This is a genomic window from Aquiluna borgnonia, from assembly GCF_013283855.1.
Lineage (GTDB): Bacteria > Actinomycetota > Actinomycetes > Actinomycetales > Microbacteriaceae > Aquiluna > Aquiluna borgnonia.
Genome location: NZ_CP054056.1, coordinates 680,942 through 700,470, shown reverse-complemented (window position 1 = coordinate 700,470; position 19,529 = coordinate 680,942). Strand labels below are relative to the sequence as shown.

General features: G+C 54.6%; 20 protein-coding genes. All 20 read right to left on the bottom strand.

The genetic code is table 11. The annotated features are described in order from the left end of the window. Positions 1 to 22: 22 nt before the first annotated feature. Positions 23 to 1,165, bottom strand: a complete 1,143-nt coding sequence (gene coaBC, locus HRU87_RS03620; RefSeq protein ID WP_173493579.1) for a bifunctional phosphopantothenoylcysteine decarboxylase/phosphopantothenate--cysteine ligase CoaBC — start codon at positions 1,163 to 1,165, stop codon at positions 23 to 25. Positions 1,166 to 1,171: 6 nt separating this feature from the next. Continuing rightward, entirely contained in the window at positions 1,172 to 1,426 is a 255-nt protein-coding gene (gene rpoZ / locus HRU87_RS03615) for a DNA-directed RNA polymerase subunit omega (RefSeq protein WP_173493578.1), read from the bottom strand. Continuing rightward, positions 1,423 to 1,983 carry a guanylate kinase gene (gene gmk / locus HRU87_RS03610; RefSeq protein ID WP_173493577.1) on the bottom strand — a complete coding sequence of 187 codons (561 nt, stop codon included), beginning with the start codon at positions 1,981 to 1,983 and terminating at the stop codon, positions 1,423 to 1,425. The genes rpoZ and gmk overlap by 4 nt, the downstream gene beginning before the upstream one ends. Next, positions 1,980 to 2,786, bottom strand: a complete 807-nt coding sequence (gene pyrF, locus HRU87_RS03605) for an orotidine-5'-phosphate decarboxylase (protein WP_173493576.1) — start codon at positions 2,784 to 2,786, stop codon at positions 1,980 to 1,982. Before pyrF ends, gmk begins: the two co-directional genes overlap by 4 nt. Next, positions 2,779 to 6,072, bottom strand: coding sequence for a carbamoyl-phosphate synthase large subunit (carB, locus tag HRU87_RS03600; RefSeq protein WP_173493575.1), 3,294 nt, complete (start codon positions 6,070 to 6,072; stop codon positions 2,779 to 2,781). The genes pyrF and carB overlap by 8 nt, the downstream gene beginning before the upstream one ends. Beyond that, on the bottom strand, positions 6,072 to 7,187 hold the full coding sequence (carA, locus tag HRU87_RS03595; RefSeq protein WP_173493574.1) for a glutamine-hydrolyzing carbamoyl-phosphate synthase small subunit: 1,116 nt from the start codon (positions 7,185 to 7,187) through the stop codon (positions 6,072 to 6,074). Before carA ends, carB begins: the two co-directional genes overlap by 1 nt. Then, positions 7,180 to 7,662, bottom strand: a complete 483-nt coding sequence (locus tag HRU87_RS03590) for a PH-like domain-containing protein (protein WP_173493573.1) — start codon at positions 7,660 to 7,662, stop codon at positions 7,180 to 7,182. Before HRU87_RS03590 ends, carA begins: the two co-directional genes overlap by 8 nt. Further along, positions 7,655 to 8,932: a dihydroorotase gene (locus tag HRU87_RS03585; RefSeq protein WP_173493572.1), complete on the bottom strand. Its 1,278-nt coding sequence runs from the start codon at positions 8,930 to 8,932 to the stop codon at positions 7,655 to 7,657. Before HRU87_RS03585 ends, HRU87_RS03590 begins: the two co-directional genes overlap by 8 nt. Further along, on the bottom strand, positions 8,929 to 9,864 hold the full coding sequence (locus HRU87_RS03580; protein WP_173493571.1) for an aspartate carbamoyltransferase catalytic subunit: 936 nt from the start codon (positions 9,862 to 9,864) through the stop codon (positions 8,929 to 8,931). Before HRU87_RS03580 ends, HRU87_RS03585 begins: the two co-directional genes overlap by 4 nt. Next, complete coding sequence (gene pyrR / locus HRU87_RS03575; protein WP_173493570.1) at positions 9,861 to 10,391, bottom strand: bifunctional pyr operon transcriptional regulator/uracil phosphoribosyltransferase PyrR; 531 nt, start codon at positions 10,389 to 10,391, stop codon at positions 9,861 to 9,863. The genes HRU87_RS03580 and pyrR overlap by 4 nt, the downstream gene beginning before the upstream one ends. Positions 10,392 to 10,454: 63 nt before the next feature. Then, a complete protein-coding gene (gene nusB / locus HRU87_RS03570; protein WP_173493569.1) occupies positions 10,455 to 10,874 on the bottom strand; it encodes a transcription antitermination factor NusB in 420 nt (139 codons plus the stop codon). Beyond that, complete coding sequence (efp, locus tag HRU87_RS03565; RefSeq protein WP_173493568.1) at positions 10,875 to 11,438, bottom strand: elongation factor P; 564 nt, start codon at positions 11,436 to 11,438, stop codon at positions 10,875 to 10,877. It lies immediately after the preceding gene. Positions 11,439 to 11,465: 27 nt separating this feature from the next. Further along, positions 11,466 to 11,897 carry a type II 3-dehydroquinate dehydratase gene (locus HRU87_RS03560; RefSeq protein ID WP_173493567.1) on the bottom strand — a complete coding sequence of 144 codons (432 nt, stop codon included), beginning with the start codon at positions 11,895 to 11,897 and terminating at the stop codon, positions 11,466 to 11,468. Between the two features lie 9 nt (positions 11,898 to 11,906). Further along, entirely contained in the window at positions 11,907 to 12,938 is a 1,032-nt protein-coding gene (gene aroB / locus HRU87_RS03555) for a 3-dehydroquinate synthase (RefSeq protein WP_173493566.1), read from the bottom strand. Beyond that, positions 12,935 to 13,423: a shikimate kinase gene (locus HRU87_RS03550; RefSeq protein WP_173493565.1), complete on the bottom strand. Its 489-nt coding sequence runs from the start codon at positions 13,421 to 13,423 to the stop codon at positions 12,935 to 12,937. The genes aroB and HRU87_RS03550 overlap by 4 nt, the downstream gene beginning before the upstream one ends. After that, positions 13,423 to 14,619 (bottom strand): chorismate synthase, encoded by a 1,197-nt coding sequence (gene aroC / locus HRU87_RS03545; protein ID WP_173493564.1) that lies wholly within the window; start codon positions 14,617 to 14,619, stop codon positions 13,423 to 13,425. The genes HRU87_RS03550 and aroC overlap by 1 nt, the downstream gene beginning before the upstream one ends. Before the next feature lie 4 nt (positions 14,620 to 14,623). Beyond that, positions 14,624 to 15,412 carry a shikimate dehydrogenase gene (locus tag HRU87_RS03540; protein WP_173493563.1) on the bottom strand — a complete coding sequence of 263 codons (789 nt, stop codon included), beginning with the start codon at positions 15,410 to 15,412 and terminating at the stop codon, positions 14,624 to 14,626. Beyond that, entirely contained in the window at positions 15,405 to 16,478 is a 1,074-nt protein-coding gene (gene mltG, locus HRU87_RS03535) for an endolytic transglycosylase MltG (protein WP_173493562.1), read from the bottom strand. Before mltG ends, HRU87_RS03540 begins: the two co-directional genes overlap by 8 nt. Then, entirely contained in the window at positions 16,471 to 16,896 is a 426-nt protein-coding gene (gene ruvX, locus HRU87_RS03530; protein ID WP_173493561.1) for a Holliday junction resolvase RuvX, read from the bottom strand. Before ruvX ends, mltG begins: the two co-directional genes overlap by 8 nt. Continuing rightward, a complete protein-coding gene (alaS, locus tag HRU87_RS03525) occupies positions 16,896 to 19,529 on the bottom strand; it encodes an alanine--tRNA ligase (RefSeq protein ID WP_173493560.1) in 2,634 nt (877 codons plus the stop codon). The genes ruvX and alaS overlap by 1 nt, the downstream gene beginning before the upstream one ends.

Sequence of the window (19,529 nt, the reverse complement as noted above, 5' to 3'; positions counted from 1 at the left end):
GGGGAAAGTTTAGCCCAGAGCCTCATTTCACCAGCGGTGCGACAAGCTCCAAGATCTTTACGCTGACCTCTGATTTGCTGCCGGTGAGACATACCGAGCTCGAGTCTGTTACAAACTGCACCTCGGTCTGAGAAGAGGCCAGCGAGTCAAATGAGTTCCCGATTACAACGTTTACGCCTTTGTCCCAAAGTTTCTGCCTGCTGATTTCAATCAGACGCTCATCAGACTCTTCGGCTAGCGCAAAAGCCACCTTGCAGGCTTTTTGATGCTTGGCCGCGTAGTTTGCGACCAGGTCTTTTGTTGGTTTCAATTCAAGCGTCAATCCGGCCGATCGCTTGAGCTTTCCAGGGTGGGGGTTGGCTACCTTAAAATCTGAAACAGCGGCTGCCATGACTAGCAGATCCGCTTCTCGCTCCATCGCCAGCTCTAACTCGTCAACGCTAGAGACTCGAATAATTTCAATTCCTGGGGGTAGCGGAAGTTCGATGTTTGCCGCAACTAACGTCACCGCGGCACCCATATCCCGAGCCGCCCTTGCCAGCTCTATGCCCATCCGCCCGGATGACGAGTTGCCAATGTAGCGCACAGCGTCAATCGGTTCCCTGGTCCCACCTGCGGTGATGAGAACGCGCTTTCCATTGAGCAGTCCGCCCGATAGGGCGAAGCTAATGATCTCGTTGGTCTCAGGAAGCCTTCCTGGTCCCGAATCCGCTCCGGTCAGCCTTCCTGAGCTCGGTTCCAATACCCGAATTCCCCTTTGGGCAAGAGTCTCAATGTTTGCTCGGGTTGCTGAGTTTTGCCACATCTCGGTGTGCATCGCGGGTGCCAGGACGACTGGTGCCTTCGAGGCTAATACCGCATTGAGCAGCAAATCATCCGCAATGCCCGCAGCTAGCCGAGCGATGAAGGATGCGGTAGCGGGGGCAATGACAATCAGGTCTGCTTGCTGACCAAGTTCGACGTGTCTTACCATATCGACATCGACATACATGTCGGTTTCAACCGGGTGACCTGAAAGCGCCTCGAGGGTTGGTTTACCAATGAACCTAAGTGCGTTCTCCGTCGGGACGGCAGTAACCTCGTGGCCCAACTCGGAAAATCCGCGAATCAGGTTCGCGGCCTTATAGGCAGCAATTCCGCCGGTGATGCCAAGCAGAATTCTCATGTGTTGCTAGTTGGCGCTCTTTTTGACCAGCTTGCCCTGGTAGACCTCGTGCAGGGCGATGCTAAGGGGCTTGTCGTCAATCGAAGAGTCAACCAGTGGGCCGACGTAGTTGAACAGGCTTCCCTCGTGGAGCGCACTGTAATACTCGTTGATCTGTCTGGCACGCTTCGAGGCGAAGATCACGAGCTCATAGTTGGAACCGACCTTGCTGAGTAGCTCGTCAATTGGTGGGTTTACGATTCCCTGAAGCTTGTCGCTCATTTTTGTCCTTCGTGTGATCTAACCAGGCCGAGGATTTCAAGAGCGCACTGCTCAAGATTCTCATTGATTACCTGGTATTGAAACTCCCCCGCATTGGCTAACTCCATGCGAGCTGTCTCAAGTCTAGTTTGAATTTGGGATTCTGTCTCCGTCGCCCTGGAACGAAGCCTTCGTTCCAGCTCTTCAAAGCTTGGTGGGTGGATGAAAATCTGAATGGCGTTTGGCATCAGGTGGGCCACCTGCCTGGCACCCTGAAGGTCAATCTCCAGCAGGAGATGCTTATCTTCCGCCTCAGCCCTCTCTAGCTCAGCGCGCATTGTGCCGTAGTAATTGGCGCCGTGAACCTTTGCCCATTCGAGCATTCGACCCTCAGCCATTAGGTTTTCGAACTGGTCGTTCGTTACGAAGTGGTAGTGAACCCCATCTACTTCTCCCGGTCTCGGGTCTCTTGTGGTGGCCGAGACAGATACCGTGAAATCATTTCGGTTCTCTAAAATCCAGCGGACGATACTGCCTTTGCCGACCCCTGCTGGGCCAGCCAGCACAATCAGACTCACAGTTTTTCCTTCGCCTTCTCGATGTTTCGCACCAACTTAGCCGCCCCACCTCTGGTCAACTCTCTGGACATTGCTGCAATAACTCGACCGCTGCTGGCCCCAAAAATCGACTCAAGGTTCTCCAGCAACGCCCCCTGGGCGCCAAATCCTGGTGCCAGGATCGGGATTCCAATGTCAGATTCTTTGACTCGCCCGATGCCGAATTCCTCAAGATCTTGAGTTGCGCCAATTACAACGCCTATTTCTCCCCTGCCAATCTCGGAGGCGAGTTCGATCGCTCGAGATGCGACGGTCTGGGATCCAATCATCCCCTTTTGAAGCTCACCGGCTTCGGGGTTGCTGGTGGCGGCGAGCAGAAAGAGTCCAGCTTGGACATCAAGGGCATGGTCAAGAGTCTCCGCCAGCGATGAGGGACCAAGGTAGCCGGAAACTGTAAGTGCGTCTGATCGAAGCGGGGAGTCGTCTCCGAACCAGCCCTGGGCATATCCGAGCATTGTCGTGCCAATGTCTCCGCGCTTCGCATCCGCGATCACTAGAAGTGACGCATCTCTCGCAGCCGTGATTACTTCCTCCAGTGCTTGATAACCAAGCGAGCCAAATCGCTCAAAGAAGCCAATCTGAGGTTTCACAATACCGATGAGCCCGGTTGCAGCGTTGACTAGGCGCAATCCGTATTCCCTGGCACCCGCCGCTGAATCAGGAAGGTCAAAATTACCAAGCTCAGTCTCTGAGGGGTCAATACCGAGGCAAATCGGACCGAACTCTGCAACTGATCGAGAGAGCCTTGCTGAAAATTTACCCACCGATCAGTGCCTTTCGATCGGCGGCGTGCTCCTGGAGCGGCTTCACTTTGAATCCACCCTCGCGAATCACTTCGAATGACCCGATAGCAGCGGCAAGCTGCGCGATGGTGGTGAATATCGGCTTATCAGCTGCCGTGGTGGCGGCGCGAATCTCGTACCCGTCACTTCTAGCATCGGCACCGCTCGGGGTGTTCACAACAACATCAACCTCGCCCGCGTTGATCATGTCAACAATCGAGCGCTCGTTCTGGGCCGCCTGGGAGTGCTTGACAACTTGTTCGGCCGTGATGCCGTGGCGGCCAAGCATTCTCGCGGTTCCAGCGGTGGCAAGGATTCGGTAGCCAAGCTGTGCCAACCTTCGAACCGGAAGCAGGGCCTGTGGCTTGTCCCGATCTGCCACCGAGATGAATACAGTGCCTGAAATTGGAAGGCTTGACCCGGCGCCCGCCTGACTTTTAGCAAATGCAGTTGGGAAGTCAACGTCAATGCCCATGACCTCGCCGGTTGAACGCATTTCTGGACCGAGCAGCGAGTCGACGAATCTTCCGTCTCTGGTAGCGAAGCGCTTGAACGGTAAAACCGCCTCTTTTACCGAAATTGGAGTTCCCGCGGGAAGGCTGCGGCCATCACTTTTCGGAAGCTGTCCATTACTGATTAGCTCATCAATACTTTGCCCAGCCATAACTAGGGAGGCGGCCTTGGCGAGGGTTATGCCAAGTGCCTTGGAGACAAACGGCACGGTTCTCGAAGCTCTAGGGTTTGCCTCCAGGACATAGAGGACATCCGATGCCAAAGCAAACTGGACGTTGATCAGACCCCTGACATTCAGGCCGCGCGCGATCTTTTCGGTTGCGCTTGCTACCCGCTCAATCTGCGAGTCACTGAGGGTGATTGGGGGCAGTGTGCAGCTTGAGTCCCCGGAGTGAATACCAGCTTCCTCGATGTGCTCCATTACGCCGCCCACATAAAGCTGATGCCCATCGAATATGGCATCAATGTCTATCTCGATGGCATCGTCCAGGAATCTGTCAACCAGCAATGGGTGTTCAGCGTCAACCAGTGCGTGGCCCGCGATTCTGTCGAAGTAGCCAGAGAGTGAATTTTCGTCGTAGACGATTTCCATTCCCCTTCCGCCCAGCACAAATGAAGGCCGGACCAACACCGGGTAGCCAATTCGGTTAGCAACTAATGTGGCTTCGCTCAAATTTGTAGCTATTCCATTTGCGGGTGCGAGAAGTCCAGCCTGGTCAAGAATCTGTTGGAACTGCCCACGTTCTTCAGCCTGGTCAATTGACTCCGGTGAGGTGCCCAAGATTGGTATGCCAGCTGCCTGCAAGCCCTTGGCAAGACCCAGCGCTGTTTGCCCACCGAGCTGCACCATCACGCCCACAAGCTCTCCGGACTGAGATTCAGCGTGAATAACCTCCAGGACATCCTCTAGGGTCAGCGGCTCAAAATACAGTCGGTCTGAGGTGTCGTAGTCGGTTGAGACGGTCTCCGGATTGCAATTGATCATGATGGTTTCGTAACCGGCGTCGCGAAGAGCAAACGCGGCATGGACACAGGAGTAGTCAAATTCGACACCCTGCCCAATACGGTTTGGTCCCGAACCAAGGATGACCACCTTCTTGCGATCTGAAGGTCTAACCTCTGTCATCTGCTCATAGGAGCTGTAGTGGTAGGGGGTCAGAGCCGGAAACTCCCCCGCGCAGGTATCAACGGTTTTGTAAACCGGGCGAAGGTTCAGTTCATGGCGCAATTGCCTAACCGCGGCCTCGGACATTCCGCGCAGCTGCCCGATTTGGTGGTCCGAGAAGCCATGCTGCTTTGCTCGTTTTAGATTTTCAAAGGTAAGTTCTGGAAGGTCGGTGATCCAAGCAGCAACCTCATTGATTAGAACTATCTGGTCTATAAACCAGGGGTCAATCTTTGTGGCCTCGAAGACCTGTTCCGCACTGGCGCCTAGGCGAAGTGCCTGCTGGACCTGAACGATGCGCTCATCTGTTGGCGTTTTGATTTTCTCTAGAAGCTCTTCAGCTGATAGGGCTTGCTCCGACCAGTGGAAGGAGCTGCCGCGCTTCTCAAGTGATCTCAGCGCCTTCTGAAGTGCCTGAGAGAAAGTTCGCCCGATAGCCATTGCTTCGCCAACACTCTTCATGGTTGTCGTGAGTGTTGGGTCGGCCGCCGGGAATTTCTCAAACGCAAAGCGCGGAGCCTTAACCACGATGTAGTCCAGCGTTGGTTCGAAGGAGGCGGGGGTCACGCCTGTGATGTCGTTAGGAATCTCATCGAGGGTGTAGCCAATAGCCAATTTTGCAGCAATCTTGGCAATTGGAAAGCCGGTCGCCTTTGATGCCAGCGCCGAAGATCGCGACACTCTCGGGTTCATTTCGATCACGATCACACGGCCATCGACTGGGTCAACTGCGAACTGAATGTTGCAGCCGCCGGTATCAACACCGACCGCACGAATAATTTCTATTCCGATGTCCCGGAGGTTTTGATACTCGCGGTCGGTCAAAGTCATGGCCGGGGCTACGGTTATCGAGTCACCGGTGTGGACTCCAACCGGGTCAAAGTTTTCGATAGAGCAGACGACAACGGTGTTGTCATTCTTGTCGCGCATCATCTCGAGTTCGTACTCTTTCCATCCAAGAATCGACTCCTCGAGCAATACCTCAGAGGTCGGCGATGCCTGAATTCCAGCTCCAGCAATCCTCCTGAGATCAGTCTCGTTGTAGGCGAAACCAGATCCAAGTCCACCCATCGTGAAGCTTGGCCTCACTACCAGCGGGTAGCCGAGCTGGTCGGCTGCCGCCAACACCTCGTCCATGTTGTGTGCAATGGCGCTTTTTGCAACATCTGCTCCGGCATCAAGCACCAGCTGCTTGAAGGCCTGGCGATCCTCGCCAGCTCGAATGGCCTCGACTTTGGCTCCGATTAGTTCAACCCCGTACTTCTCTAACGACCCACGCTCATAGAGTGACATCGCTGCATTCAGGGCGGTCTGGCCACCTAGCGTCGGCAAAATTGCGTCCGGCTTTTCCTTTTCGATGATTGCTTCGATTACCTCTGGGGTAATCGGCTCAACATAGGTTGCATCTGCAAAGTCCGGGTCGGTCATGATGGTGGCAGGGTTTGAGTTAATCAGGATTACTCGAATTCCCTCCTCACGGAGCACTCGGCAAGCCTGAGTGCCGGAGTAGTCGAACTCACATGCCTGCCCAATCACGATTGGGCCAGATCCGATTACCAAAACGGATTTGATGTCGCTGCGCTTTGGCATTACTTGCTCTCCTTGATTAGGGCAATGAACTTGTCGAATAGGTAGTGCGAATCGTGTGGACCGGCCGCAGCTTCGGGGTGGTATTGAACCGAGAATGCTGGAATATCGAGGCACTCAAGCCCCTCTACGACACCGTCATTGAGACCCCTGTGACTTACTCGGACCTTGCCGAAGCCCTGAGGAGAATCAGCCTCATCGCCGTCAATGGCAACGGCGAAGCCGTGGTTGTGGGCGGTAACCTCAACCCGACCGGTAGCGGATTGCCTTACCGGCTGGTTGATTCCACGGTGTCCAAATGCAAGCTTGTAGGTGTCGAAGCCAAGCGCCCGCCCCAACAACTGGTTTCCGAAGCAGATACCAAAGAATGGCTTTCCAGCCCGAAGCACTTCGCGAAGCATTTCAACTTGAGCCCCGGATGCTTGGGGGTCCCCCGGACCGTTTGAGAAGAACACAGCATCTGGTTTTGCAGCCAAGATTTCACTGGATGAAGAGTCCGCTGGGAAAACTTCAACCTCTAAACCGCGCTCGGAGAGGTGTTCAAGTGTTGATCTCTTAATTCCTAAATCAAGAATGGCAACCTTACCTACCTGCTCCCCAATCGCATCGATGGTGTACCTCGAGGCTGCGGTTACCTGGGAGCTGAGGCTTTGGCCCTTCATTTCAGGCGCTTGCTTCACCCGATCCAAGAGCACTTCGAGCGGGGCAATTGCATCCCCGGAAAAGACTCCGGCTCGCATGGCACCAGCGTCTCGAATAGCCAGCGTGATAGCTCTGGTGTCAACGTTTGAGATGCCAACCACGCCTTGCTGAACGAGGTCCTCCACGAGTGTGCGCTCGGCCCGGAAGTTACTAGAAATCCTGGAGGGTTCCCGAACCACGTAACCGGCAACCCAGATCCTAGAGGACTCTTCATCCCGTGAATTGGTGCCGACGATTCCGATGTGCGGTGCGGTTTGCACGACAATTTGTCCCGCGTAGGAGGGGTCAGTGATTGTTTCCTGGTAGCCCGTCATACCGGTTGCGAAAACCAGCTCGCCCAGGGTCTGCCCGCGACTTCCAAAAGCCTCGCCCTCAAATACCATTCCATTTTCTAGCACTAGGAATGCTTTATCCATTGACGGCTCCTTCTCTTGTTGTCTGTTCGTTGAATCTCTTACGCAGCTGTGCGGACTGGAAGCGAAGCATGGTGCTGACCCTTGCCTCTCCTAATTGCCACTCGATGCTGGTTAGTCCATCGCGCTCGACGCCCTTGTCCAGGGTTGCGCTTGCCGATCCGATTTTTACTATCGCGTGGGAAGGAATCAGGAACCCGCGCTCCCCATCGCGCTCTAGAGAAATCCCCTCCGCACCAGCGTTTACTCTGGCCTTGCCTCGGTAGCCCAAGCCGTAGGCCCAAATTCGGTCGAGTGGGCGGTCAGCGAAAACGGTTGTGACGTAAAAGACGTCGATCGACTCACCGGGAACGGCTGGCTGTGGTTTGGGTAGCCACTGTTCTTGAGCGCGCGTTTTGGATCTAACCGAGAGGAAAACCAGCACCACAACCAAAGCAACCAGGGCTATTGCTCCAGCGCCAATCAGTTCCCTAACCATTTAGTTCCTGAACTTCCTGGTTCACAACCGTGAACCTGCCTCTGTAAATGGTGTGGACCACAGCTCCGGGAAGCACTGTCCTGGCGAAAGGGTTATTTTGACTCCTAGAGTGCGTTTGGAATTGGATGGTGCGCCTAGCATTCGGGTCTATTAAGGCTAAATTCGCCACAGCACCGACTCGCAATTCTCCCTGGCCGGTGAGTCTTGCAATCTCAGCGGGTTTTGTGCTCATCAGAGCTGCGAACCTCTCCCAGGTTTGCCCCCCATTCTCGATCAGAACTTGCTGCAGCACCGATGCCGCGTGCTCAAGGCCCACCATCCCGAAGGCTGCGTTTTGCCACTCGCACTGCTTCTTTTCAGCCGAGTGCGGAGCGTGATCGGTTCCAATTACGTCGATGGTTCCATCGAGAACTGCCGCCTGCAGGGCCAGCGCATCTTCTTGCCTTCTCAGTGGTGGGTTTACCTTATAGACGGGGTCGTAGCTCCGCACCAACTCTTCGGTCAGCAATAGGTGGTGCGGGGTAACCTCGGCGGTTATTTTTGCCCCCTTGGCTTTTGCCCACCGAACAACCTCGACAGCACCAGCGGTCGTCAGGTGACAAATGTGCAAGCGTGAATTCGTTTCAAGGGCCAGCTGAGCATCCCGCTTTATGATTGCTTCCTCAGCAATGGCGGGCCAACCCTTGAGACCCAATTCGGTAGCTAGTGGACCTTCGTTCATCTGAGCCCCGACTGTGAGTTGCGGATCCTGGGAGTGCTGGGCAATCACGCCGTCAAATGCCTTGACCCTAATTAGCGCTTCGCGCATTAGTGACTCGTCGAAGACGCACATTCCGTCGTCGCTGAACATTCGAACTTTGGCTGAGGATTTGGCTAGTCCCTCAAGGTCCGATAGCTCTGCACCCCTGAGCCCCTTGGTTACAGAACCTATGGGCTGAACTTCGCAATAACCTGACTCAGCGCCAAGTCTGGCAACCAATTCGGCAACTTCGGCTTTGTCGGTCACGGGGTCAGTGTTTGCCATCGCAAGGACGGCTGTGTAGCCACCCGCAGCGGCAGAGCGACTTCCGCTCAAAACGGTCTCACTGGCTTCAAAACCTGGCTCTCGAAGGTGAGTGTGGACGTCCACGAATCCGGGTAGGGCAATCAAGCCGCTGCAATCTAAACCAGCCTCGCTGGTTGATTCGATAGCGGCAATAGTGGTGCCTTCGATTGTGACGTCTGTTGTTTTACCGTTTGGTAACTGGACGCCTTTTAGAACCGATTTCATGACTCACCCCCTGAACTTAGACAGTTGTGCAGCACGGCCATTCGTACGGCTACCCCGTTTGCTACTTGCCTCAGTACTAGAGAGCGTGAGTCGTCGGCAGCCTCTGCGGATATCTCCAAACCTCGGTTCATAGGGCCCGGGTGAAGAATCTTGGTGTTTAGGCGAAGCTTTGACAACCGCTCGGAATTCAGTGACCAGTCTCTGCCATAGGCCGCTGGGGATTCAAAGTATGAACCATCCATGCGCTCCTTTTGGATCCGCAGCATCATCACTGCATCGGGATTGCGCTCCAAAGCCTGGTCAAAGGAATGCGAAATGCTTGCGCCGAGCTCCTCGATTCCACTGGGAACCAGTGCTTCTGGTCCGCAGATCTCTACATTTGCGCCCAGCAGGTTCAAGAGCAAAATGTTAGATCGGGCAACCCTTGAGTGCAGAATGTCTCCGACAATCAAAACCCTCAGCCCTGCCAAGTCGGTCGAGGATGCAGCTACTTGCCGAAGGGTAAGAGCGTCCAGGAGTGCCTGGGTTGGATGCTCGTGAGACCCATCACCCGCATTCACAATGCTGGCCTTGGTCCAACCCTGGGCGGCGAGTATTTTGGGGGCACCCGACATTGGATGGCGCAGCACAATCGCATCTGCCCCCAGAGCTTCCAGGGTCTGCGCGGTGTCCTTGAGCGACTCCCCCTTTGAAACTGAGGAGCTCTCGGCCGAAACGTTTATGACATCTGCGCTAAGGCGCTTAGCGGCAATCTCAAAACTAATTCGGGTTCGAGTGCTGTTTTCGAAGAAGAGATTCACTACGGTTTTGCCACGTAGTGCAGGGAGTTTCTTGACTTCTCGGTCACCAACTTGCGCAAGCTCTTGGGCGTTGTCAAGCAAGGCGATGGCTGACTCTCTGGTCAGTTCCCGAATTGAGGTTAGGTGTCTCACTTTGAAATCACCACCTGGTCCTGACCATCTATCTCACTCAGACTCACGCGGACCCGCTCTGACTTGGACGTAGGAAGGTTTTTGCCAACAAAGTCGGGCCTGATTGGCAGTTCTCGATGGCCTCGGTCTATCAGCACGGCCAGTTTCACGTGGCTGGGTCTTCCGAAGTCGTTCAGGGCATCAAGCGCGGCCCGGACTGTTCTTCCTGAATAGAGCACGTCGTCGACGAGGATAACGACACGGCCCGCAATCCCGCTCACGGGAATTTCTGTGGTGTGGATCAGTCTCTCGGCAGCCACAGAGTCATCCCGATACATGGTGATGTCTAACGTGCCAAGCTCGATTTTTGAGTCTGGGTCGATGGCTTTTAATAGCTGGCCGAGCCGCTGAGCTAAAAATCTGCCCCGGGTTGGAATTCCTAGGAGAACAAGGTCGGAATTGCCTTCAACGGCCTCGAGAATTTCATGGGCAATACGCCTCAGGGCCCTCTCAATCTCGTGGGCCTCGAGTACGACGCTTTCCTGCATCTTGCTTCCTTCTTCGCCTCACGGGACGAATTTAAAGGTGAATTTGGTAAATCATAACAGTCGCTAGAGCGCCTGTCTGCCTTTGGCCAGCCGTGCCAAAACGCCATTTATAAATTTGGGTGACTCATCGGTGGAGTACTCCCCTGCCAAGGCCACTGCCTCCGCAATGGCGACCTCGTTAGGAACCTCGGAATTGTGCAAGATCTCCCACGCTCCCAGTCTGAGAAGTGCACGATCAACCGCAGGCATTCGCTCAATAGACCAGTTGTCCGCCAACATCTGAAGCTCAGTATCGATTTGGTTGGCGTTTTCGAGATATCCCGTCACGAGCATTTCGGCGTAGTCAAAAATGACGTCTTGGTTTTGACGGTCTTGACTCTGCTGCTCGGTTTGCTTCAGTAAATCCATTGCGGACTCTTGTCTCACATCCGCCGCGTAAAGAGCGTCTAGGGCCCTCTTACGCGCTTTGGTCCGGGCGCTCAACTATTCGGTAACTCGGCCGAGGTAATCACCGGTTCTGGTGTCCACCTTCACGCGCGTGTTGTTTTCGATGAAGAGAGGGACTTGAATTTGGAAACCGGTCTCGAGGGTCGCTGGTTTAGTTCCTCCAGTGGAGCGATCTCCCTGAAGACCAGGCTCGGTGTAGGTGATCTCAAGAGTCACAGATGGTGGAAGTTCAATGTAAAGCGGAGCGCCCTCGTGCAGTGCGACGGTCGCCATCTGGTTCTCGAGCATGTAGTTGGCCGCTTCACCAACGGTTTCCGCCGAAATAGTGATTTGGTCGTATGTGGTGTTGTCCATGAAGACAAAACCGGAGCCGTCGTTGTAAAGGTACTGCATGTCTCGTCGATCAACCGTTGCGGTTTCAACCTTTACACCAGCGTTGAAGGTGCGCTCAACGACCTTGCCACTGAGGACGTGACGGAGTTTCGTTCTAACAAACGCGGGGCCCTTGCCCGGCTTCACGTGCTGGAACTCAATCACCGACCAGAGTTGGTTTTCGATGTTGAGGACCATGCCGTTTTTTAGATCGTTTGAGGTTGCCATTTTTCTCCTTGATAAACCTGAAAGAGTCTAGTTGCGAGTCAGCTGCGAGAGTGCCAAAAGGTAACTATCAACCCCAAAGCCCGCTATCACTCCGGTTGCCACACCTGAAATGACGCTGTTGTGCCTAAAGCTTTCTCGGCTGTGGGGGTTTGAAATGTGGACCTCTATTAGCCTCGAGCCGACGGAGGCGAGCATCGCGCAGGCATCTCGTAGGGCATACGAGTAGTGGGTGAATGCGGCAGGGTTCAGAATTACGTCTGCCTTCTCCCCGAAAGCCTTGTGAATCAACCCGATTAGAACATCTTCGCTGGCCGACTGGTGAAATTCGATTTCAACCCCGCCTGCGGCCTTGCGCATGGCGGCTTCAATGTCCGCCAGAGTTTGGTGGCCGTAAACTTCAGGTTCCCTGGCTCCCAACATGTTTAGGTTTGGCCCATTGAGGACGTAAATTTTGCGCATGGCTAAACGCTATTCCACAATCGCCTGAAAAGCCGTGAATACCAACTCTGGAGTTGGTGCGTTTAGCATCGTTGGCTTGCCGATGGCATCCAGTACCACGAACCTCAAAGACCCACTACGCGCCTTCTTGTCACGCTGCATTGTCGCCAGCAGCTGCTCCCAGCGATCAGCTCGATAGGTAAGTGGAAGACCCAGTGACCCAAGAACAGTGCGGTGACGTTCGACCTCATGCTCTTTTAACTTTCCGCTGAGCATGGAGAGCTCGGCTGCAAACACCATTCCTATGGAGATTGCGGCTCCGTGACGCCATTTGTAACGCTCCGCGTGCTCTATAGCATGCCCCAAGGTGTGACCGTAATTCAAAAATTCGCGATTACCGGTATCCCTGAGATCAACCGCGATGACGTTTTCTTTTATGGCAACTGCCCTGCGAATCAGTTCCTCGAACACCTCAGAGTGGGTGTCAATTTGAGCACCTTCGCTCTCTACTGCATCCAGAATCCAGGGGTCTTCAATGAAGCCACATTTCACGACCTCTGCCATACCGGCCAGCAGTTCGTTTCGAGGAAGCGTGTCGAGGGTGTCCAGGTCAATGATTACTCGGTGCGGCAGGTGAAATGCCCCAACCAAGTTTTTCCCCTCGGAGGTATTGATTCCGGTCTTACCGCCGATGGCCGCGTCTACCATTCCAAGGAGGGTGGTTGGCACCAAAACACTTCTAACCCCGCGCAACCAGGTTGCAGCGACGAATCCAGCAAGGTCGGTCGTTGAACCCCCGCCGATTCCAATCACGGCATCGTTTCGATGGAAGTCTGCTTGACCCATGATTTGCCAGCAGAAGCTTGCGACCTCGATCCGCTTAGCATCCTCAGAGTTCGGCACCTCAGCAACCAGCGCCTCAAAGCCCTTACTGCGTAGCTCCTCCTGGACGGCGATGGCGGTCGTTGAAAGTGATTGCGGGTGAAGTATGAGTACCTTTTTTACCCCGTCAAGGCTCTTCGATACTTCTGATAGCAGTCCCCTACCGATTACTGAACTCACTGTTCCACCAAATCCTTCAGTTGTTTTATAAGCGCTTTAACGGATGCTCCGCCGGTGAAAAGAGTTGCGGTTGCCGCCTCTTCGTAGAGCTTCTTGCGCTCATCGTAAATGGTCTGCCAGCGCTCAGGGTTGTCCTTGAGCAGTGGTCGTTTCTCCAGGTTTATCTTTCCGAGCACGAATTCGGCGGCCGTATCTAAAAACACGACCGAGTGGCCCTTCATTAGCGCTAGATTCTCTGGTCTCAAGACCACTCCGCCTCCAGTGGCGATGACTCCCCCGGCTTTTATGGCTTCGGTGAGGGCGATGTGTTCAAGGTCGCGAAAGTGCTGCTCGCCGTGTACCTCAAAAATCTTCGTAATCGAGCCGTGGGTTTTGGCAACGAGTTTGTCGGTGTCCGTGAATTGAACACCAAGCTCCTTCGCGAGTCTTTTACCCAGAGTCGTCTTCCCTGAACCCATTGGACCAACCAGTATCAGGGTTTTCATTAGCCTCTGGCAATGCGGGAGCGAAGAGTTTCGGGGATAGCGGCCAGGTAGCTTTCCATGTTCCGCTTGGTTTCACCCACGCTGTCGCCACCGAATTTTTCCAAGACCGCATTGGCGATTACCAGTGCAACCATTGCTTCGGCAACAACTCCGGCGGCTGGAACCGCACAGACATCCGAACGTTGGTGATGTGCTGTTGTGGCATCGCCCGTTGCCGTGTCGATGGTCTGCAGGGCCCTCGGAACAGTTGAAATCGGTTTCATGCCCGCGCGCACCCGAATAATTTCCCCGTTTGACATTCCGCCTTCAATGCCACCGGCGCGGTCTGTGATGCGGTGCACGGCGCCGTCTTCACGCAGCATCTCATCGTGGGCAACGCTCCCGCGCCTACGTGTGGTGTCTATGCCATCACCGATTTCCACAGACTTCATGGCTTGGATCCCCATGATGGCCCCGGCAAGCTGGGCATCCAGTCTTCTGTCGGAATGCACGTAACTACCGATGCCTGGAGGGCAGCCGTAAACCAAGGTCTCGGTAACGCCGCCGATGGTGTCTCCCGATGAGTGGCAGTCATCAATTTCGGCAACCATCTGAGCACTTGCCTCTTTGTCGAAGCATCTCACCGGATCAGTATCGAGTTTCTCAACGTCACTAGGCTTTGGAAGCTCGAGGCTCGTGTTTTGAACCGGTCCGATGGCAACAGTGTGGGTAACCAACTCAATGCCGAGCTCTCTGAGAAAGTTTTTTGCTACCTGTCCAAGCGCGACTCTTGTAGCGGTCTCGCGGGCAGAGGCTCTTTCCAGAACTGGTCTGGCATCATCGAAGTTGTATTTCTGCATGCCGGTGAAATCAGCGTGACCTGGTCTTGGTCGAGTAAGCGCTGCACCGCGTGCACCGGTCAAATCCTCCGCGGCCACAGGGGCTGCCGACATGACGGTCTCCCACTTGGGCCATTCAGTATTTGCGATTCGAATAGCAATCGGACCGCCTTGGCTCAGCCCGTGGCGGATGCCGGTAGAGAGTGAAATCTCGTCTTGCTCAAACTTCATTCGAGCGCCACGGCCGTAGCCGAGCCGGCGACGGGCTAGGCCATCCTGAATGTCTTCAGCAAGCACGGGAACACCCGCGGGGAGCCCCTCCAGCACACCAATTAGTTCGGGTCCGTGAGATTCTCCAGCAGTTATCCAGCGCAGCATCTAACTATTTTGCCATCTCTAGGGCGGCACGAATGGCCAAGAGCACTTCTTTTTCGGCTTCCAAGGGCTCGTCCAATGCATTTCCGTTGAAAAGTCGCTGCTGGCCAATGGCCTGCCAAATCAACATTTCTAGGCCGGAAATGGTCGAATTCATGCCCCAGTGCTCGGCGGCCTTAGATGGCCAGGGATGGTAGGCAACATCGAGAAGAACCCCGCTTGGGCTCTCAAGCTGACCAAGGTACTCGTCCAAGGCCCCACCTGGAAGTGTGGAAATTACTAGCGGCACTGTCTTTGCGGTTGATATGTCGTCGCACACAAGAGCTTCAAATTCAAAGGCTAAGTTTTTTGCGCTTTTAGAATTTCGGGCCCAGATGCTGACTTCAATTCCTAACTCTTGCAGTGCCACGACGGCACTTCTTGCAGTAGCCCCCGAACCCAGTACCAGTGCCTTGGCCACTTTCAAATGGGAAATTGACCTCTGAATCCCAAAAACATCGGTGTTGTAGGCATCCCAACCGGTGTTTGTGCGCACCAGGGTGTTGGCAGCGTTTGTTGCAATTGCAATCGGGTCTGCTCGCTCGGCTAGGGCTAAGGCTTGTTCCTTTAGGGGCATTGTTATAGAAAGTCCCCGGTAGCTGTCCGGCAGTCCCTGAACCCATTCTGCTAGGTGTTCCGATAGCTCTTGGGAATCGTAGGCAGCATCAACGCCCATGGCTTTAAAGGCTGCGGTGTGGATCGCGGGAGATTTGCTGTGGGAAATTGGGCTTCCCAATAAGGCGAAACGACTAGTCATTCCACTCCGGATTCTCTCGTAGCCAAGCGTAAAACTCTTGCGCGGCCTTCTCATGCTCTGACCAGGTATTGCTGAATTTAGTCTCGCCAGTTTTCAAGTTCACTGTGACGAAATAGAGCCAAGAGCCGTCGGCCGGCCTTAGTGCGGCTTCAATAGCCAACTCCCCAGGGTTTGAAATTGGACCAGCGGGTAGGCCGGGGTACAAATATGTGTTGTAGGGGTTCTCATCGGAGCGTTGGGCATCCGTCGTTGTGACGGTAGTGCCTCCGGTGCCATAGCTCACGGTTGCATCCGACTGCAGCAGCATGCCCAGTTCCAGTCGATTTTGGAAGACCCTAGAGACTTTGAAAAAATCCTCCTTCAGTCTGGCCTCTACCTGAATCAGGGCCGCAAGGGTCATCACTTCGTGGCTCTGTTTGAGAGTCATGTCGAACTTTGCCAGCGCTTGTTCGGTACGGTCCACCATTGCAGTAATAACCATTTCTGCCGTGACGCCGGGATCAAAAGTATATGTGGCTGGAAATAGATATCCCTCGGCGTTTGGAGCCTCCTCGGGCAATCTGGCCAAGACCTTTTGGATTTCATTTTCAAGGTCAGCTTCACTCAGGCCAAGGTCAGTTGCGAGCTGAGGAATAATCTCCCGGATACGGAAGCCTTCTGGAATCGTAGTGCTAACCGTTACTCGGTTCTCACCCGCTATAAGGATCTCCAGGGCCCTGGCCCCTGAGATTTGCGAGGGGAAGCGGTATGTTCCCGGGTAAATAGTGAATTCTGTGGTGAGCATGCTGCGGTAGATGGCATCGAAACTCTTTATGACATCGGCATCGACTAGCTTTCGTGCAACGGCCGCCCCGTCATCTCCAGCTTCAATAACTATCAATACCTCCGGGCCACCGCTGCCATCGTAATCTTCGACTTGAAACCTAGAAACAAAGTCTTTGACCGAGTCGAAAGCGATTAGCGATGCTCCAGCAATCAAGCCCAAAGTCGCCAGCACAGAAACTACTCCGATGAGCAGTCCTTTCCTGCGGCCTCTTTCAGCAGTGGTTTCAAACTCATCAAGCATCCAAATCCTCCAGTGCTAAACCTATCTGGGGATTGGCAAGAGCCAGTTCGAGAATAGCCATAGCTGCAACCGAATCGATGATGGACCGTGAATCTCTTGTTGATTTACCTGCAGCCGTCAGCTTTGCCTGCGCTCCCCTGGTGGTCATTCGCTCGTCCACAAGGCGAACAGTAAAGCCGAGGTTTTGAATTTTGCGCGCAAACTCTATCGCCTTTGATGTCGAGGCAGTGTGCCCACCGGAGAGACTAAGTGGAAGACCCACGTAAACAACCTCGGGTTTGAGCCTGGTGAGGTCTTCCGTGAGCGCGACGAGCCCGGGTTCAGTATTTTGAAAGACCTCTTTTGGAAGGACTAGTTCGCCTTGGTTGAAGGCAAGCCCGATCCGGACATCCCCAACGTCGAGCGCGACAAAAGCCATCAGCCGATTGCGGAGACCGCAGCGTGAAGGGCCGCAGACATTTTGGCCGAATCGACTCCACCGCCCTGAGCGAAGTCAGCCTTGCCGCCGCCGCCACCGCCCAGCACAGCAGATGCTACTTTTGCCAGCTCTCCCGCCCTAATGCCCTGTTGCTGAGCTTTTTGAGACGAGGAGACCATGACGACGGGCTTTTCCAGCGAGGCACCTAAAATCACTACACAATCGGGCAGCTGCCTAGCGACTTCAAGCGTCAAAGCCCTTAGCTGATCAGTAGAAATGGGATTTGTAAGTTCTTGTGAAACCACATTTAGGCCCGCAATCTTGGTTGCGGTCGTAACCAGAGCCGGCGCGAGCGCGAGGGCTTGAGCGGACTCCAGCTCTGCAATTCTGCGCTGAGCACTCCTTAACTCTTCCAGGGAGGACATGATTCTTGCCTCGACTTCAGCAACCGGAGCCTTGAGATTGACCGAAAGTCGTCTCACTAGATCTCTCTCAGCCGATAGCGAGTGAAGCGCATCAAGCCCAACCAATGCTTCGATTCTTCTGGAGCCCGAACCGACCGAAGATTCGGAAGTTACGGAAACCAGACCAATTTGCGAGGATCTGGACACGTGTGTTCCACCGCAAAGCTCCCTTGACCAGGGGCCACCAACTTGGACAACACGAACCTCTTCGTCATAGGTCTCGCCGAACAGTGCTACCGCTCCCCATTTTTTGGCTTCGGGAAGGCTCATGAATTGGGCGCTAACGGCGAGGTCGGCGCGTATTGCGAGGTTAGAGACCTCCTCAATTTCACTTTTGGTTTCCTCTGAAAGTGCAGCGGTCCAAGAGAAGTCGAGCCGCATGTAGCCGGGTTTGTTGAACGAACCGGACTGCAAGGCCTCTGGTCCCAGCACCTGCCTGAGGGCGGCGTGAACTACGTGGGTGGCTGAGTGAGCCTGTGCGGCACCGAGTCTCCAGTCCGCATCAACTTGAGTCTGCGCGGCAGCGCCTACTACTACTTGACCGCGAGTAACCCTGACTCGGTGGGCAAACAGTCCCTTCACGGGCTTTTGCACATCCAGAACCTCAAGCTCAAAACCATCGCCACGAATCCATCCGGCATCGGCGCTCTGACCACCGGATTCCGCATAAAGCGTGGTCTGGTCTAGGAAAACCTCGCCGAGCTGACCTTGGGATAGTGCAGAAACCGATTCACCCTCGTGCAGAAGTCCCAGAACCGAACCCGAAGTTTCCAGGGACTGGTAACCAAGGAATCGAGTCTCGCCGAGGGCGCGGAACTCTGAATAGACCTGGAGCCCTGCTCCGCCGACCTTTTTTGCCTTCGCATCAGACTTAGCTCGCTGCTTTTGCTCCTGCATGAGCAAGTCAAACTTCGCTCTGTCAACTCCGAGACCGTTTTCCTCGGCAATTTCAACCGTTAGGTCGATGGGGAATCCGAAGGTGTCGTGAAGTTGGAATGCAACTTCCCCAGAGAGCTCCTTTGCGCTTTGAGAGATCGCCTCAGACAGCACCTGCAGTCCGGTGTCCAGGGTTCTGGTGAATCCTGCCTCTTCGGCTAGGGCGTTCCGCAGAACCCGCTCGAAGGATTCCTCGAGCTCTGGGTATGCCTCGACCATTGCATTCTTGCTGATCGTGAAAAGTTCTTCAAAGCAGGGGCGCTGCACTCCTAGAAGTCGCAGTGATCGCACTGAGCGACGAAGAAGCCTTCGGAGGATGTACCCGCGTCCCTCGTTTGACGGGGTGACTCCGTCGGACATCAGCATCAGTGCCGATCGAATGTGGTCGGCAATTACCCTCATTCGGACGTCGTCCGCCTCGACTGCTCCGTAGCGCTTTCCGGAAAGCTTGGCTGCAGCGTCAATCAGCGGGCGGACCTGATCTATCTCGTAGATGTTCTCAACGCCCTGAAGCAAGAATGCGACTCGTTCAAGACCCATTCCAGTGTCAATGTTCTTCTTTGGAAGTTCGCCGAGGATTTCGAAGTGATCTTTGGTGCCGCCGTCGGCGCGCTCATACTGCATGAACACGAGGTTCCAGATTTCGATATAGCGATCTTCATCTGCCTCAGGGCCACCCTCGGCCCCGTACTCAGGGCCGCGGTCGAAATAGATCTCTGAGCAGGGACCTGCTGGGCCACGCTGTCCGGTGGACCAGTAGTTGTCGCGCATGCCGCGGCGCTGGATTCGTTCTGCAGGAATGCTGGTCTGCTCAAGCCAATAACCGATTGCCTCGTCATCATCCTGGTAGACAGTTGCCCAGAGACGCTTCGGATCAAACCCAAGACCACCCTGCTCAACAGGATTTGTAAGGAGTTCCCAGGCGAATCCGATGGCTTCCTTTTTGAAGTAGTCGCCAAATGAGAAATTGCCATTCATCTGGAAGAAGGTGCCGTGACGTGTGGTCTTTCCGACCTCGTCTATGTCTAGGGTGCGAACGCACTTTTGAACGCTCGTGGCGCGCGAGTACGGTGCCGGAAGTACACCTGTCATGTATGGAATGAAGGGGACCATTCCGGCGACCACGAACATCAGAGTTGGGTCTTGGCTGATCAGTGGAGCACTGGGTACAACGGTGTGACCCTTCGATTCGAAGTAGTCGAGCCACCGCCGTTTGATTTCGGCAGTCTTCAT

Coding starts and splice junctions, on each gene's coding strand:
- coaBC (WP_173493579.1), bottom strand. CDS start 1,165: ATGAGAATTCTGCTTGGCATCACCGGCGGAATTGCTGCCTATAAGGCC.
- rpoZ (WP_173493578.1), bottom strand. CDS start 1,426: ATGAGCGACAAGCTTCAGGGAATCGTAAACCCACCAATTGACGAGCTA.
- carB (WP_173493575.1), bottom strand. CDS start 6,072: ATGCCAAAGCGCAGCGACATCAAATCCGTTTTGGTAATCGGATCTGGC.
- carA (WP_173493574.1), bottom strand. CDS start 7,187: ATGGATAAAGCATTCCTAGTGCTAGAAAATGGAATGGTATTTGAGGGC.
- HRU87_RS03590 (WP_173493573.1), bottom strand. CDS start 7,662: ATGGTTAGGGAACTGATTGGCGCTGGAGCAATAGCCCTGGTTGCTTTG.
- HRU87_RS03585 (WP_173493572.1), bottom strand. CDS start 8,932: ATGAAATCGGTTCTAAAAGGCGTCCAGTTACCAAACGGTAAAACAACA.
- pyrR (WP_173493570.1), bottom strand. CDS start 10,391: ATGCAGGAAAGCGTCGTACTCGAGGCCCACGAGATTGAGAGGGCCCTG.
- efp (WP_173493568.1), bottom strand. CDS start 11,438: ATGGCAACCTCAAACGATCTAAAAAACGGCATGGTCCTCAACATCGAA.
- HRU87_RS03560 (WP_173493567.1), bottom strand. CDS start 11,897: ATGCGCAAAATTTACGTCCTCAATGGGCCAAACCTAAACATGTTGGGA.
- HRU87_RS03550 (WP_173493565.1), bottom strand. CDS start 13,423: ATGAAAACCCTGATACTGGTTGGTCCAATGGGTTCAGGGAAGACGACT.
- aroC (WP_173493564.1), bottom strand. CDS start 14,619: ATGCTGCGCTGGATAACTGCTGGAGAATCTCACGGACCCGAACTAATT.
- HRU87_RS03540 (WP_173493563.1), bottom strand. CDS start 15,412: ATGACTAGTCGTTTCGCCTTATTGGGAAGCCCAATTTCCCACAGCAAA.
- mltG (WP_173493562.1), bottom strand. CDS start 16,478: ATGCTTGATGAGTTTGAAACCACTGCTGAAAGAGGCCGCAGGAAAGGA.
- ruvX (WP_173493561.1), bottom strand. CDS start 16,896: ATGGCTTTTGTCGCGCTCGACGTTGGGGATGTCCGGATCGGGCTTGCC.
- alaS (WP_173493560.1), bottom strand. CDS start 19,529: ATGAAGACTGCCGAAATCAAACGGCGGTGGCTCGACTACTTCGAATCG.